Raw genomic sequence first — 15240 nt, 5'->3', positions numbered from 1 at the left:
CTTCCTTTGTGGCGATAATCGTGAATAAATTATAGCTTCGTTTACTCTCTCATATCTGATTTATCATCCTGCTAAATCTGATAATCGATTGCGGCCTCTTCCGGCTCCATCGCCTGACGTTTAATTTCCTCCAGCGACAGCCCTGCGTTACACAGTTCAATAAAGCGCCAGACGTAATTTCGCTGCAGCTGACCGCGCTTCAGGCCCAGCCAGACGGTATTGGCATCGAACAGATGGCGGGTATCGAGACGCGTAAAGGTATCAGATTCCCGCGCGTCGCCTGACTGTTCCGCCACCAGCCCCACGCCCAGCCCCAGCTCGACGTAGGTTTTGATAACGTCGGAGTCCTGAGCGCTTAATACGATATCCGGCATCAGCCCTTTACGGTTAAAGGCTTCGTCAATACGTGAACGCCCGGTAATCCCCTGGCGATAGGTAATAAGCGGCCAGCGGGCGATGGCATCGAGGGTTAACGGCGTCACCTGGGTCAGCGGGTGATCTTTGGGGACCAGCAGGCTGTGGTGCCAGCGGAACCAGGGGAAAGCCACCAACGTCGGGTCGTTGCTCAAGCGCTCGCTGGCGATGCCGATATCCGCGCCGCCGTTGTGCAGCAGCGCTTCAATTTCCTGCGGCGTCCCCTGAACTAATTCAAGACGTACGTCGGAAAAGAGTTCGCGGAAGGCTTTAATCACCGGCGGCAGGCTATAGCGCGCCTGGGTGTGGGTGGTGGCGATGGTTAAGACGCCGGACGCATCGTTGGTAAACAGGTCCGCCAGGCGACGAACGTTGCTGGCTTCATTCAGAATACGCTCGGCAATCGACAGCAACGCTTTGCCCGGCTCCGTCATCCCCAGCAGGCGTTTGCCGCGGCGGATAAAAATCTCGATCCCCAGCTCTTCTTCCAGTTCACGAATATGACGGCTGACGCCCGATTGCGATGTATAGAGCATATTGGCGACTTCCGTCAGGTTGTAATCCTGACGGGCCGCTTCACGAATAATTTTGAGTTGCTGGAAGTTCACCCTTTCCTCCGGGCTATCAGACATAACATAGGCGCTATTGTTAAAGTCTGTTGTCCCTGCTAACAAATAATAAAAACCAGCAACTTATTCCATTCAGGAATATAGCCTAACTTACTAACAATAATTCACGGTTTTCCAGCGACGGACGGCTCACCAGCGACATTAAAATTTCCTTAACCGCCTGCGCCTGCGGCGACAGACTGCCGCGTGCCGACATATTGACCGACAGCGACAGGCTCATTGACGGCGTGCTGATGCGCGCCATCCAGCCATTCGCCGCGCTGCACAGCGAACGGGCGGCGGACTCAGGCAGAACGGTGACGCCCATGCCGCTGGCAATAGCCGCCGTCAGGGTGGTAATGGATTCAATTTCGCCGATAATTTTTGCCGACAGTCGACGCAGAGTGAAGGCTTCGGTGACCCTTGCGCGAACGGCGCTGTAATCACGCGGCAGGAACAGATTCATTTCCGCAACCGCCGTCAAATCCACGCTCTGCCCCGGGCAATCCCGGGTTCCGACCAGGTAGAGATCTTCCTTCAGCAGCGGCTGACTGACGATCCCGGCGACCGGAGAACGTTCATAGAGCACGGCCATATCCAGCTGACCGTCGATAAGCTTCTCGTTGAGGATCGTTCCGCTGCTTTCCTGCAGATAGACCATAACTTCCGGAAGCTCGTTACGCACCGTTTGCAGCAGCGGCATGGTAATGGCCGAAGCCGCCGTGCCCGGAGCCAGCCCAATTGACACCTGGCCGCTTAGCGTCTGACCGACGTTGTTAACCGCCAGCTGCGCCTGCTCGCACTGGCGCAGGATAGTCCGGGCGTGGGTGTAAAGGATCTTGCCCGCTTCGGTCGGCGTCACGCCGCGCTTGGTGCGGATCAACAGCTGCTGGTCCAGCTCGCCTTCCAGGGTCGCAACCTGCTGGCTCAGCGCCGGTTGTGCGATGTGCAAGACTTCAGCGGCCTGGGTCAGACTGCCGATATCGACGATTTTCACAAAATACTTCAGTCGTCTTAAGTTCATTTTGCCTCCTGTAAGGAACACCAGTACCAACACTGGCCGTTTAGATGCAGAAGGTTTTGCAATTTGCTTGCCAGCTTTTTTGCGGGGACGCAAATGCCGCTGCAGGCCGCGTAATAAGGGATACTGATAGCAAACCGCGATTTTGTTGCCCGGTAAGCGGATTGCGGTATGCCCCATTAGGGGTATAAATGCACCGCAACGGTGCACCCGGCGGCGCAATGCCGTAAAAACAGGCACTCTGCTGAAATTGTCAGCAAACGAACAAGTTAAGGTGATTCAGGCTTTGACAAGGGGGATGGTCATCGTTAATATGCGCCCCGTTCACACGATTCCTCTGTAGTTCAGTCGGTAGAACGGCGGACTGTTAATCCGTATGTCACTGGTTCGAGTCCAGTCAGAGGAGCCAATTTCCTGCTTTCATGCATCCTTGCGAATCATTATATGATGTTGGTTCAACAGGTTAGCGTGAAAACTCTTCCCGATGCATTTTGATTTTATCCTCCGCATCGGGAGAATTTGGTGGTCAGATTTGGGGTCAGTTTGGTTCGATTATGGAGTGACCCCCATATGTCTCTCAACGACACGAAAATCCGCAGTCTCAAACCTTCTGAAAAATCCTTCAAAGTCTCCGATTCACACGGTCTATACCTCTTGGTCAATCCAGGCGGCTCACGTCTCTGGTATCTTAAGTATCGAATTAACGGTAAAGAATCCCGCCTTGGCTTAGGCGCTTATCCCGATGTATCCCTTTCCGACGCCCGGCAACAACGAGACGGTATCCGCAAGTTGCTGGCGCAGAACATTAACCCCGCTCAGCAACGTATAGCCGAAAGAGCCGCCCGCTCACCGGAAAAGGTCTTTAAGACAGTGGCGCTGGCGTGGCATAAAAGCAATAAAAAATGGTCGCAGAATACCGCTGACCGTCTGCTTGCCAGCATGCACAATCATATTTTTCCGGTTATCGGACATCTGTCCGTCACGGAACTTAAACCCCGTCATTTCATTGACCTGCTGAAAAGCATTGAGAAAAAAGGTCTGCTGGAAGTCGCGTCCCGCACGCGGCAGCACCTCTGTAACATCATGCGTCATGCGGTTCATCAGGGATTCATTGACAGCAACCCGGCGGCAAACCTTGACGGCGTGACAGCGCCCCCCGTTAAGCGCCACTACCCCGCCCTGCCGCTGGAACGCCTGCCGGAATTGCTGGGGCGCATTGATGGTTATCAGCAGGGACGAGGGTTAACCCGTCAAGCGGTCCTTCTGACCCTTCACCTGTTTATCCGTTCCAGTGAACTGCGTTTCGCCCGATGGAGCGAGTTTGATTTCAGGAACTGTATCTGGACCATCCCCGCTACCCGCGAAGCTCTTCCCGGTGTTCGTTATTCCGGACGCGGAGCCAAAATGCGCACGCCCCACATTGTTCCATTATCCCGGCAAGCCATCGTTATCCTGAAACAAGTAGAGGAAATCTCAGGTCATCTGGAACTAGTGTTCCCCGGTGACCATAACCCTTACAGGCCAATGTGTGAAAATACAGTCAACAAGGCACTGCGACTGATGGGCTATGACACAAAAATGGACATTTGCGGCCATGGCTTTCGGGCAATGGCATGCAGCGCCTTAATGGAATCCGGACTCTGGTCGAAGGATGCTGTTGAACGCCAAATGAGTCATCAGGAACGCAACAGCGTGCGGATAGCTTATATCCACAAAGCTGAACATCTGGAAGCCCGTAAAGCGATGATGCAGTGGTGGTCTGATTATCTTTATACGTGCCGGGAAAACTATGTTCCCCCATATATATATAGTAAAAATATCAGTCATGAAGCTACCTGAGTCAGCAAAAAACTAATCAGGATTACGATAACAACAGCATCTGACAACGCAGATGCTGTTGTTATTTTTCTGTATCTTCTTCATGGTATTTCCCCTTCCATTTATCCTTGTCAGTTGGTATTAAAATCCGCCCTGTAATTTTAGAACAAAACAATGAGGGGTATGATATTCACAGAGGGTTATAACTCATCACGCTTTATACCAGAACTCTTTTTCAGAACAGGTTTATTCCTTCTGACAGCCCCTGGTGTATGATGCATTTCATTTCTCATCGCTCGGGTAAATACCTGCTGACTGGTAAACCCGAGCATAAAGCACACCTCTATGACGGGTATATCCGTATTCTCCAGTAAAAAATAAGCACGTCTTAGTTTTTCAAGCTTTATATATTTCCCTAGACTTATTCCTGCCACCTCCTTGAACATCCGTTGAAAATGCCATTTTGAATAACCAGCTTTTGCAGAAACATCCTCAACCTTCAGCGGCTCCTCCAGATGCTCATCAATCCATTGCATAATTTCATACACCACAAGTCGGTTTATCTTTTCCTTCCGTATTTTTTTTATGTCCATATATAGCCCCCCACAATGAGGCAGACAGGAATAACAGAAAGGCCAAAGCCCTGTTCACATCATCTGATGATTGAGATTCCACATGATCCACAACGACCCGGTAATAATGATAAAGATAATGACAGCGGAAAAGACAATGGTTACGAGGTTCCAGCGCATTTCAGAAGAAGCATTCAGGTGAAGAAAATACACCAGATGTACCAGCACCTGAACAACGGCACACGTCATGACCCCGCCTGCGATGATCCCTGCGGAAACACCACTGTCCATAACCAGCCAGAACGGGATCACCGTCAGAATGACCGACAGGAGAAAGCCGGTTATATAAGACATCGTATTGCCGTAAGCTACGCCCTGTGCGTCTGCAGAATGTCTCATGGCATTGCTCCCATCAGGTAAACAATACTGAACACGCAAATCCAGATGACATCGAGGAAATGCCAGAACAGACTCAGGCATATCAGACGGGGGCGACTGAATCCTGACAGACCTCGTCGGGCAACCTGATACATCAGGATCAGCATCCAGATCAGTCCACATGTCACATGCAGACCATGGGTGCCCACCAGAGTAAACAGCGCTGACAGGAAGCCACTGCGCTGTGGGCCGAAACCCTCAGCAGTCAGGTGACTGAACTCCCAGACTTCCATTCCGATAAAACCCAGACCACACAGAAATGTCAGGGTCAGCCATCCAAGTACACCGCCCTCGCGGTCTTTATCCATGCTGATAACAGCAAAACCATAGGTAATCGAGCTAAACAGAAGCAGCACAGTTTCCGCCAGTACAAACGGAGGTTCGAAAATATCCTTACCCGCCGGACCACCTGCAATGTTATGAACCATGACGCCGTAAGTCGCGAACTGGGTGGCGAAGATAATGCAGTCGCTCATCAGGTAGATCCAGAAGCCGAAGACCTTACTGGTACCTGTACCCTGATGCCCGTGCTCAGCACGGGTGCGGAAGGATGAATCCAGGGCTTCACTTACCATATGTCACACCGGCTTTGTTTATTTCTGCAAAGTGCTGATCCTCGATTTTTTTTATCTCGGCGACGGGTACGTAATAATCCACATCTTCATCGAAGCTTTTAATAACCCAGGTCAGGATAATCCCGAGGAATGACAATCCCGCCAGCCACCAGATATGCCAGATAGCCCCGAAGCCAAACCCGATGCAGAGCAGACCAATAATCAGCCCCGCCCCGCTGTTTTTCGGCATATGGATTTCGGCATAGTTAGCAGGTTGCTTGTATGCCTCCCCTCTTTCCTTCATTTCCCAGAACGCATCACGTTCGTGGACAAAAGGCACTTCAGCAAAGTTATAGAATGGCGGCGGGGAAGAGGTGGACCACTCCAGTGTCCGTCCGCCCCACGGGTCGCCGGTCATATCCCGGTTTTCGTGGCGGTCGCGCACCGACACCCAGAACATAATGACCTGGCACAGTATCCCGCAGGCTATCAGCGCAGCACCGCTGGCTGCCACGACCAGCAGGGGATGGAACTGGGGGTCAATATTCTGACTCAAGCGGCGGGTCATCCCCATGAACCCCAGCACATAGAGCGGCATAAACGCCACATAAAATCCGATGATCCAGAACCAGAACGCCCTCTTGTTCCATTTTTCATTCAGGGTGAACCCCATCGCTTTCGGGAACCAGTAGGACACACCAGCCATACTGCCGAACACCACTCCGCCGATAATGACATTATGGAAGTGGGCAATCAGGAACAGGCTGTTGTGCAGGACAAAGTCAGCTCCCGGCACGGCCAGCAGGACGCCGGTCATACCCCCTATAGAAAAGGTGACAATAAAACCTACCGTCCATAACATAGCGGAGTGCATCTGAATGCGCCCCTGATACATGGTGAACAACCAGTTGAAGATTTTCACACCAGTCGGGATAGCGATAATCATCGTCATGATCCCGAAGAAGGCGTTAACGTTCGCACCGGCTCCCATGGTGAAGAAGTGATGCAGCCATACCAGGAAGGAAAGCAAAGTGATGGCGACCGTTGCCCACACCAGCGAGGTATAACCGAACAGACGTTTCCTGGAAAAGGTTGCCACCACTTCCGAGTAGACCCCGAAGACCGGCAACACCAGTATATACACTTCCGGATGGCCCCACGCCCAAATCAGGTTGACGTACATCATCATGTTGCCGCCCATATCATTGGTGAAGAAATGGAAGCCCAGATAGCGGTCAAGGGTCAGCAATGTCAGCGTGACGGTCAGCACAGGGAAAGAAGCGATAATCAGCACGTTGGTACACAACGACGCCCAGGTGAACACCGGCATCTTAAACATCGTCATACCCGGTGCACGCATTTTCAGTATGGTGACGAAGAAGTTAATCCCGGTCAGTGTGGTCCCGATCCCCGACAGCTGGAGTGTCCATATCCAGTAATCCACCCCGACACCGGGACTGTACGCTAACTCCGAAAGCGGCGGATATGCCAGCCAGCCGGTGGTCGCAAACTCCCCCACTCCCAGGCAGAGATTAACCAGCACCACGCCTACCACCGTTAACCAGAAACTCAGGTTGTTCAGGAAAGGAAAAGCCACATCACGCGCGCCAATCTGCAGGGGCACCACAATATTCATCAGGCCGATAACGAAAGGCATCGCCACGAAAAAAATCATGATTACACCGTGACCCGTAAAAATTTGATCGTAGTGCCAGGGCGGCAGATACCCCGCCCCTTCCACTCCGGATGAGGCCAGTACCTGCTGGCTGCGCATCATGATTGCATCGGAAAAGCCGCGCAGTAACATCACGAACGCGACGATGATGTACATGATCCCGAGCTTTTTATGGTCAACGGAGGTCAGCCATTCGGACCATAAATATTTCCACTTACCGTAATATGTGATGGCGGCAACAATTGCCACACCAAGTATCAGAATAGCAACGATCGTTACCCTGACAATCGGGTCCTCAGGTATGGCATCCAGCGTCAGTTTTCCTGTGAGCATAATTAATTTCCCCGCGCTCTGTGTGAGAGGTGTTGTTCCGGCTCTGACCCAGTCATTCCCGTCTCCTTATCGTGATCGTGTGCTTTAAATTTTTCAGTCACGTATCTGAACAACGTCGGATCGATGACAGAGAAGAATTCAACCGGGTGGTTTTCGTCAGGCTCAGCCAGTTTTTCAAAATCAGCCGGACCGAGCAGCATATCCGGTGATTTCTTCACATCAGCGATCCACTGTTCAAACGCGGTATTATCCGGTACGGCAGTCGCTTTAAATTTCATGCCGGAAAAGCCCCTGCCGCTGTAACTGGACGAGATTCCGTTGAAGGTTCCCGTTTCACCGGCGATCAGATGCAGCCGGGTCTGCATGCCCGGCATCGCATAAATCTGGCTGCCGAGTGCCGGAATAAAAAAGCCATTCATCACGGAATTGGATGTAATACGCAAATTCAAGGGGGTATTTACCGGGAATACAATCTGATTGACGGTGGCAATGCCCTGTTGGGGATAAATAAACAACCATTTCCAGTCCAGGGAGATGACTTCGATATCGATGGGTTTCACCGCAGAGGTCAGTGGCCTGGATGGGTCAAGCGCATGGGTGGACTTCCATGTCAGCACGGCCAGAAACAGAATAATCAGGACGGGCACCGTCCAGACCACCGCCTCCACTTTATTGGAGTGGGACCAGTCAGGCGTATATTTCGCCGTGGTATTCGTGGTCCGGTATTTCCAGGTAAACACAACTGCCATCAGAACCACGGGAATAACGACCACTAACATCAGACAAAAAGCCGTAATGATTAGCGCCCGTTGTTCAATAGCGATTTGCCCTTTGGGATCAAGTAAAACAGCATGACATCCGCTTAGTAATAACGTCCCTGTTATTACCGGCAGGCATTTCACAATGGTCTTATATTTATGATATCGCATGGGACAACCTCATTTCACGGACTTGCAGACCGGCAATAAATAATGAAACCTTTTCACGGGGAGATACTCTGCCCTTCTCATTCCCGCTACCGCCATTCCTGTTATTTAATGGCCCGACATCTTCTGAAGCGGCCCTTTCGGTTTTTTGATTAGCCAGATAATGCCTATGGACCCCAGCATCAGAACGGTGGCCGACTGATAGAAATCGTTCGTTGCCAGCATGATGGCCTGACTGTCGATCATTCTCGAAAACAGAGCCGCTGACGTGTCTGTCGGAATACCGGCCGCGCCCAGCGTGTTGCTGACAATCCCTGGCACGTCAGGATTGATTGCCGTCACCAGCTCCGCTCGGTTAAATTTTGTCATATGTTCCCAGTAGGTCTGGGTCAGGGAAGAGCCTACCGCCATGCACATGACACGCAGGAAGTTCTGCAGCCCGGAACCGGCTGCCACTTTCTCCGGCGGCAGTTCGGACACGCCCAGCGAGGTGAGCGTGATAAGGCAGGCGGGAACTCCGGCCCCCAGAACGAACATGGGAACGGCAACTGACATAAAGTCAGCCTGCGACGTCAGCAGGGCACGCATCACAAAGGAGACCGCCAGTACCCCCATGCCATAGCTCACCAGCAGACGGGGATCGACCTTCGGCAGCAGACGACCAATTATGGGCGAGCTCAGGACGGCCAGGATCCCCATGGGGCCCGTCGCATACCCGGCCCAGGTTGCCGTGTATCCCATCCATTGCTGTAACCAGAGGGGGGTCAGCACGATATTCCCGAAGAAAATACCGAACATCAGACAGAGCGTGACGGTAGATACCACCCAGTTACGTGACTTAAATACGCTCAGATCCAGCACCGGTTGCTCAGCGGTGAGCTCCCAGATAATCAGCGAGATCAGGGCAATAGCGGCCACAATGGCGCAGACAATGATAATATCCGAGGAAAACCAGTCCAGTTCACGTCCTTTATCCAGCATGATCTGAAAGGCTGCCACAAAGATGACGAGCAGACCCAGCCCCACGCTGTCCAGCCGGGAACGGCTGATATGTGTTTCTTTCCCCTTCAGCACCCACCAGGTCCCAAACCCCACAATCAGACCAAAGCCGATATTGATGTAAAATACCCACTGCCAGCTCCAGTTATCCGAGATAAGCCCACCCAGTATCGGACCGAATATAGGCGCTACTACCGTCATCATTCCCCAGAGCGCCACGGCAATGTTGGCCTGTTTCTTCGGGAAGGCTGCAAGCAGCAACGTGGAAGAAAGCGGGATCAGCGGGCCACCGGCAAGCCCCTGCAGCACACGGAAAATGGCCAGGCTCGGTAGTGACCAGGAAAGACCGCAGCAGACAGAAAAAATCACAAATGCAACAACAGAAAAAAGGAATACGCGCACCTGACCGAACTGCATCGCCAGCCAGCCGGTCAGCGGCACCGTGATGGCTTCAGCCACCGCATAGGCGGTGATGATCCAGATTCCTTCTGTTGTCGACACGCCCAGGTAACCGGATATTGTGGGCATCGCGACGTTAGTAATGGTGGTATCGAGTACCACCATAAAATTCCCGAGCGAGAGCACGATTGCCGCAACAACCAGTTTGAATCCGGACAGAGGTGGAAATGCTGAACCAGACATACCTTATTTCTCCGTGTGGTCATCTCTGGCATTCGATGTCAGGTCCACCGTCACTTCCATGGACAGCCCGATGCGCAGAGGATTTTTACGCAGTTCTTCCCGCTCCAGACGAACACGCACCGGCAGTCGCTGCACGACCTTAATCCAGTTACCCGTGGCATTCTGCGCCGGTATCAGTGAAAGCGCGGAACCGGAGCCTCCGTCAAATCCCTGAACCACACCGTGATAAACAACACCGCTGCCGTACAGGTCTGAAGTCAGCTCTACCTTCTGGCCCGGTCTGACGTCGCTGAGCTGACCTTCCTTGAAATTCGCATCAACATAAATATCCTCGATGGGCACAACCCGCATCAGCCGGTTTCCAGCCTGAACATGCTGCCCGATATCCACTGAGCGCTGTGTTACCACTCCATCCACCGGGGCCCGGATAACCATACGCGCCAGGTTTATACGGGCCTGATCGAGACGGGTTCTGGCCGCCACCACAATGGGGTTAGTTTCAACGGTACTGTTCAGAAACAGGGCCTCGTTCGCCTGCCGGGATCCTTTTGCTTCGACACTGCCAGCGCGAGCAGCTTTCAGACTGGCTTCCGCTTCTCCCAGCGCGGCCGTTGCCTCCCGTAATTCTGTCTGCGCATCCGTAAAATCCTGCTCAGATACGGCCCCGGCTTTCACCAGATTCCGGCGACGTCGCTCATCAAGGGTGGCCTTATCAAACCGGGCTCGTGCCCTCGCCACATCATGTTCGGCGCTCTGAATACCTGCTTCACGCGAATCAAGCTGTCCGCTCAGAGCGGTGTCATTGGCCATAATCTGCATCACCTTCCGCCGGGCGCTGCCAAGCTCAGCTTCAGCCTGTGACACCGCAATTCTGGCGTCCGTCTCATCAAGCACGACCAGTACATCACCGGCATGCACAAGCTGCGTGTTGACCACATTTACTTTCTTCACCGGTCCGCCGACAAGCGGCGTGACGTCTGCGACTTCGGCAGCGGTATAGGCGTTATCCGTTGAGACGGATTTACCGGCAAAGAAAATCAGCCAGATGGCATAACCGATGGCGATAAGAATCAGGACGCCACCAAACAAAGCGAATAATTTACGGCGATGCTTTTTTTTATCACCGCTATCCGGTTTTGCATTCGTGTTATCCAGAGCCCTGTCCATATCCTGTGGGCCGTTTTTATCTTTATCTTCAGTCATTACGGTTTCACCTGCGCATCAAATGTTGAACTGGATTCAAATCCGCCCCCAAGGGCCTTGACGAGTGACACATCCAAGACATAACCCCGGGAATGCATGGCTGTATTCGCCAGCTCAGCCTGGAGTAACGCATCTTCAGAAATGAGAACTTCCTGATAATCGGCCAGCCCCCCCTGATACCGGGCTTTTGCCAGATGATAAGCTTCCTCGCTGTGGGACAAAGCAGATGCGGTTGCTTCTGACCTGCCCACCAGAGCAGCAAGGCTCCGTGTAACATCAGCAGTTTCACGTAATGCCTGTGTCAGCGCCTCGTTATACGACGCCACCGCATATTCATATTCCGCTCTCGCACCTTTATAGTTGGCGCGTAAACGCCCGCCTTCAAAAAGGGGTAAGCTGATGGCAGGTCCGACGCTCCCGATATCAGAGCCCGAGCTGAACAGGTTATTCAGCCCCAGTGACTGGTATCCGACGAAGGCCATCAGGTTCACGTTCGGGTAAAACTGCGCTCTGGCAACACCGATATTGCTGGCGGCGGCTTCAACCCGCCACCGTGCGGCCACCACTTCCGGATTGCGTCCGAGCAGGTTTGCGTTCAGCGCATCAGGTAACCCGACAGGGCGGCGCATCTGCAACCGGGGTCTGAGGATATCCAGCCCTCTGTCCGGCCCCCGGCCCAGTAAAGCCGCGATGCCGTTTTGGGTTAATTTGATTTGCTCATCGGCTTCAGCCAGCGCCGCTCTGGCGACATCCAGCCGGGCACCGCTTTCTTCCACGGAGACTCTGGAATCAAGTCCCTGAGCATGGCGTAACTGCACCAGCCTGACGGTATCCGTCCGGTTACGCAGTTGTCGGGCCGCAATGTCACGACTGTCATACTGGTACTGCAGACGGATATAAGCGTCCGCGAGCATCGTCGTCAGCATCAGTTTCGCGGCGGCGGCATCTGCCTCAGCAGCGCTGGCTTCGGATGTCGCGGCACGCAGCGCATCCCGGTTTTTACCCCAGAAATCCAGTTCCCAGCTAAAGTTGAGGCTGGCCTGCCCCATATCATTCCATCCGTGCGGCACGGCTGTTTTAGGGTAGATGTAGTTGTAGCTGAGCTTCTCTTTATCAATGGACGCGCTGGCGTCCATTGACGGGTATAACCGGGAACGGGCGACACCGGTTCTGGCCGTGGCTTCACGCACCCGGGCTTCTGCCTGTGCCAGAGAAGGTGAATGCGCGGTGGCTTCACTCATCAGCTGGTTAAGCTGCGTATCGCCGAAGGCCATCCACCATTTTTCCTGCGGCCAGTCAGCATGCGGAGCGGAAAAACTGCGTTGTGAAATCAGCGCCGCAGCCTGCTCCGGCTGAGGAGCAGTTCCCAGATCGGGGATCGCAGCACATGACCCCAAAGCAAGACTGAGCACGGAGATAACACATCCTTTCAGATAATGCGGACGGTACCTTACTGACTTCGTCCCATGTGCAAATCTGTAACCTGACACACACCTCATTCTTGATCGCCCTGTTTATTCTAGTTTACGGCGAACAAAGTAAACCGATCGGTTCGGTACAGTCAAGACCAAATTTCACTCAACTACGTCGCAAAAATACGTGAGTAGCACTCAGGCCTGAACGATATGATTTCGAGTTTCATCTTATGGTAAGATCAAGCTTTATTCCGGATAAGGAAGTGCAGATGTCGGTATCAACAAAGACCTCAATTGACACTAGAAGAAAAAATAAAATACTTTCTAATGATATAGTTAGTAACTTACCTGAAAAAGCACAACGCGTGCTTGAAGGAGCAAAAGCTATTTTTCTGGAAAGAGGCTATGCAGCAGCATCAACAGATATGATCCAACAGGCTGCTGGAGTCTCAAAATCAACCGTATATGCATATTATCCAAATAAAGAAGCATTATTTACAGCAGTGATTGAAATAGAATGTGAGCGTTTTCTTCAAAAAGTACATAAAATTAAAATTTCGGGAAAAGATATTTATGATAAATTATTTAAAATAGCCCGAACGTATCTGGATATTGTGCTTTCGGAAAATGGCCTCGCTCTCTACCGTGTTGTAGCTTCTGAAACACCGCGTTTTCCTGAATTAGGTAGACGTTTCTATTTAGCAGGTCCAGAAAAGATAAATAACATTGTTGAAGAAATACTACAACAAGCTGAATCTAAAGGAGAAATCTCGTTAGGTGGTATTGGGCGAAATGCAGTTGCTTCCTTATTCGTGAATATGGTACGCGGTGAGCCTCAAATACAGTGCTTAATGCATCCAAAATCTTCCACTTCTGCTGCACAGCGTGATCAATGGGCAAAGGATGCGGTCAATGCCTTTTTATTAGCCTTTCGTAAAGGATAATTATAATCTCCAGTTTTAAAGAAATTAGAAGATGCTCAGGAGTTTATAATATTATCAATTTGTTCCATATTATTATATGGAACACTACCATCAAGTGGATTACATTTTCCGAATCGTTCTTCTCTATAACTCCAGGCGACTAAATTTAGTTAGCGCCCTAACTTGCCTCTTGACAGAAATTTTGTCTATCCTGATCAAATCGAACCGTACCGTTCGTTTTAGTCAGGAGACGTTAGCATGATCGGAGTAGTAAGGTTTTCAGAACTAATGGAGCACTGGGAGGCAATTTCTCTACCAGCACCAGGAAGCATCTATGAGCCAAAGCAGCGCTCAAGCAACTGCCTCAAACATAACCCTTGCAACATAAAAGATTGGATTACTATTGAATTCTCTCAACAGGGATCCTACAAACGAAAATATGAAAATTTTCGCCATAAAGATCTTGTACTACTACTCTTTATTATTTCGGCTCGATATTTTATTCATAGAGTTTTATCTTCGTTAGTCTTAATATTATTCAGTTCATCCTTCATTATGCTCTCAGGAAATTGTCTCCTCATCCATAGTTACGAGAGAAAATTTCATAGCGAACTAAAAACTAGTTTAACAATTTTATTTTTAAACTCTTTACTTTATAAAATAGGGTTCATTTGTACATTATCGATAATATTCATGAATAATGAAACAGTGAATCGTAATTTAAGTTTTGCATAGAAAAATATGTAAAAGGAGTTTTTCATGTTGAAAAGCAGCGAGATCATAAACGGTTCGCTTCCGAAACCTGACTGGGTAACCATACAAGAAGCCGTTAACATAATTAATACAGAGAGCAACGAAAGAATCAAAGAGAGTGATATTTACCGTTATGCATTATATAATAAAATTAATCTCGCCATATACTTTCAATCTCCAATTATTCTGAGAAAAATAAAATATGCATTTCAAAAAGTAAAAATGCATCCAGCTAGAGGGACATTGATTCATCGTTTATGTCTGCTAGAAAAAAATAGCTTTATTAATGGATGGGACTCAATTTTCAGTACTGAGGGCAGATACGTCCACTCCACACAAAATATTATTGATACATCACTTATTGGGTTTGAATGTATTTTAATAAAGCAATTTCTCGCATGCTCATTGAATATACCATTACCAATTATTGGGAAAAACACGGTAAATTATGGCATCACTGTTACTATGTCCAATGAAGTTTTTCAGCTGTTTGAAAAAACAACCTGGAAGTGTAGAATTGAACATCAAATAAAAAACCTACCAACAGATCTGGCGTTTGATATTATGGAGAGAATTTCTTCAGAGGGAACGATAAATCAAAATACAAAGCAAGAATATTTCCCCCTCTATAATTTGCCTCAGGATTCCTGCTTTGTTATTCGTTACTCAGAGATTGAGAAACTAATTAGCACCCAGGTTACAGAGAAATCCCTCCCCTCTTCAACTAGAATATCCACACCCTTGTCAAGGTTATTTTGGCTCGCTTGTAGGCACAATGATGTTATCAGTCCATTAATAAAACAACCCTATAAATTATTGACAATTTTTGAAGAATGGGCGGCAGCTGATGGTATCACTGACCGTCTAAGCGGTGATACTTTAAAAACAGCACTAAATAGCTGCGCGGAATAGTAGATCACTGAAAGGGAACTCAGCCCGGATTGTG

13 protein-coding genes and 1 tRNA gene are annotated in these 15240 nt (G+C 50.3%); 4 read left to right on the top strand and 10 right to left on the bottom strand.

Translation table 11 applies throughout. The features are described 5' to 3' along the window. Positions 1-71: 71 nt before the first annotated feature. Both cbl and nac read right to left on the bottom strand, forming a co-directional pair. Complete coding sequence (gene cbl / locus SIK97_RS28330) at positions 72-1022, bottom strand: HTH-type transcriptional regulator Cbl (protein ID WP_014229985.1); 951 nt, start codon at positions 1020-1022, stop codon at positions 72-74. 106 nt (positions 1023-1128) lie between these two features. Further along, positions 1129-2046: a nitrogen assimilation transcriptional regulator NAC gene (gene nac / locus SIK97_RS28325; protein WP_046878091.1), complete on the bottom strand. Its 918-nt coding sequence runs from the start codon at positions 2044-2046 to the stop codon at positions 1129-1131. 330 nt (positions 2047-2376) lie between these two features. Here nac and SIK97_RS28320 point away from each other — a divergent pair. Both SIK97_RS28320 and SIK97_RS28315 read left to right on the top strand, forming a co-directional pair. Next, positions 2377-2452, top strand: a tRNA-Asn gene (locus SIK97_RS28320). A gap of 161 nt (positions 2453-2613) precedes the next feature. After that, entirely contained in the window at positions 2614-3882 is a 1269-nt protein-coding gene (locus SIK97_RS28315) for a tyrosine-type recombinase/integrase (RefSeq protein ID WP_003030858.1), read from the top strand. A 179-nt stretch (positions 3883-4061) separates the two neighbouring features. On the opposite strand, the gene SIK97_RS28310 is transcribed toward SIK97_RS28315, so the two are convergent. The 8 genes from SIK97_RS28310 to SIK97_RS28275 form a co-directional block, all read right to left on the bottom strand. Further along, on the bottom strand, positions 4062-4454 hold the full coding sequence (locus SIK97_RS28310; RefSeq protein ID WP_003030860.1) for a helix-turn-helix domain-containing protein: 393 nt from the start codon (positions 4452-4454) through the stop codon (positions 4062-4064). Positions 4455-4508: 54 nt separating this feature from the next. Continuing rightward, entirely contained in the window at positions 4509-4832 is a 324-nt protein-coding gene (cyoD, locus tag SIK97_RS28305) for a cytochrome o ubiquinol oxidase subunit IV (RefSeq protein ID WP_023137324.1), read from the bottom strand. Beyond that, entirely contained in the window at positions 4829-5446 is a 618-nt protein-coding gene (gene cyoC / locus SIK97_RS28300) for a cytochrome o ubiquinol oxidase subunit III (RefSeq protein ID WP_023137325.1), read from the bottom strand. Before cyoC ends, cyoD begins: the two co-directional genes overlap by 4 nt. Beyond that, positions 5436-7433 (bottom strand): cytochrome o ubiquinol oxidase subunit I, encoded by a 1998-nt coding sequence (gene cyoB, locus SIK97_RS28295; RefSeq protein WP_023137326.1) that lies wholly within the window; start codon positions 7431-7433, stop codon positions 5436-5438. The genes cyoC and cyoB overlap by 11 nt, the downstream gene beginning before the upstream one ends. 2 nt (positions 7434-7435) lie before the next feature. After that, entirely contained in the window at positions 7436-8362 is a 927-nt protein-coding gene (cyoA, locus tag SIK97_RS28290) for a ubiquinol oxidase subunit II (RefSeq protein WP_023137327.1), read from the bottom strand. A gap of 105 nt (positions 8363-8467) precedes the next feature. Beyond that, positions 8468-10000: a DHA2 family efflux MFS transporter permease subunit gene (locus SIK97_RS28285; protein ID WP_023137328.1), complete on the bottom strand. Its 1533-nt coding sequence runs from the start codon at positions 9998-10000 to the stop codon at positions 8468-8470. Positions 10001-10003: 3 nt separating this feature from the next. After that, on the bottom strand, positions 10004-11203 hold the full coding sequence (locus tag SIK97_RS28280; protein ID WP_003036413.1) for an HlyD family efflux transporter periplasmic adaptor subunit: 1200 nt from the start codon (positions 11201-11203) through the stop codon (positions 10004-10006). Continuing rightward, the gene (locus SIK97_RS28275) at positions 11203-12702 is read right to left on the bottom strand and encodes an efflux transporter outer membrane subunit (RefSeq protein ID WP_111736784.1); all 1500 of its coding nucleotides are present in this window, start codon (positions 12700-12702) and stop codon (positions 11203-11205) included. The genes SIK97_RS28280 and SIK97_RS28275 overlap by 1 nt, the downstream gene beginning before the upstream one ends. A 185-nt stretch (positions 12703-12887) precedes the next feature. Between SIK97_RS28275 and SIK97_RS28270 the strand changes: the two genes are divergently transcribed. Continuing rightward, positions 12888-13562, top strand: coding sequence for a TetR/AcrR family transcriptional regulator (locus SIK97_RS28270; protein WP_003036407.1), 675 nt, complete (start codon positions 12888-12890; stop codon positions 13560-13562). A gap of 738 nt (positions 13563-14300) precedes the next feature. Then, a complete protein-coding gene (locus tag SIK97_RS28265; protein WP_319610978.1) occupies positions 14301-15206 on the top strand; it encodes a hypothetical protein in 906 nt (301 codons plus the stop codon). The last annotated feature ends 34 nt before the right edge of the window (positions 15207-15240 follow it).

Origin of the sequence: Klebsiella sp. JN_Kp126, assembly GCF_033843325.1 — a bacterium.
GTDB classification, from domain to species: Bacteria; Pseudomonadota; Gammaproteobacteria; order Enterobacterales; family Enterobacteriaceae; genus Klebsiella; species Klebsiella michiganensis.
Note: the sequence above shows the minus strand (reverse complement) of the source record. Positions and strands in the feature narration are given on the sequence as shown.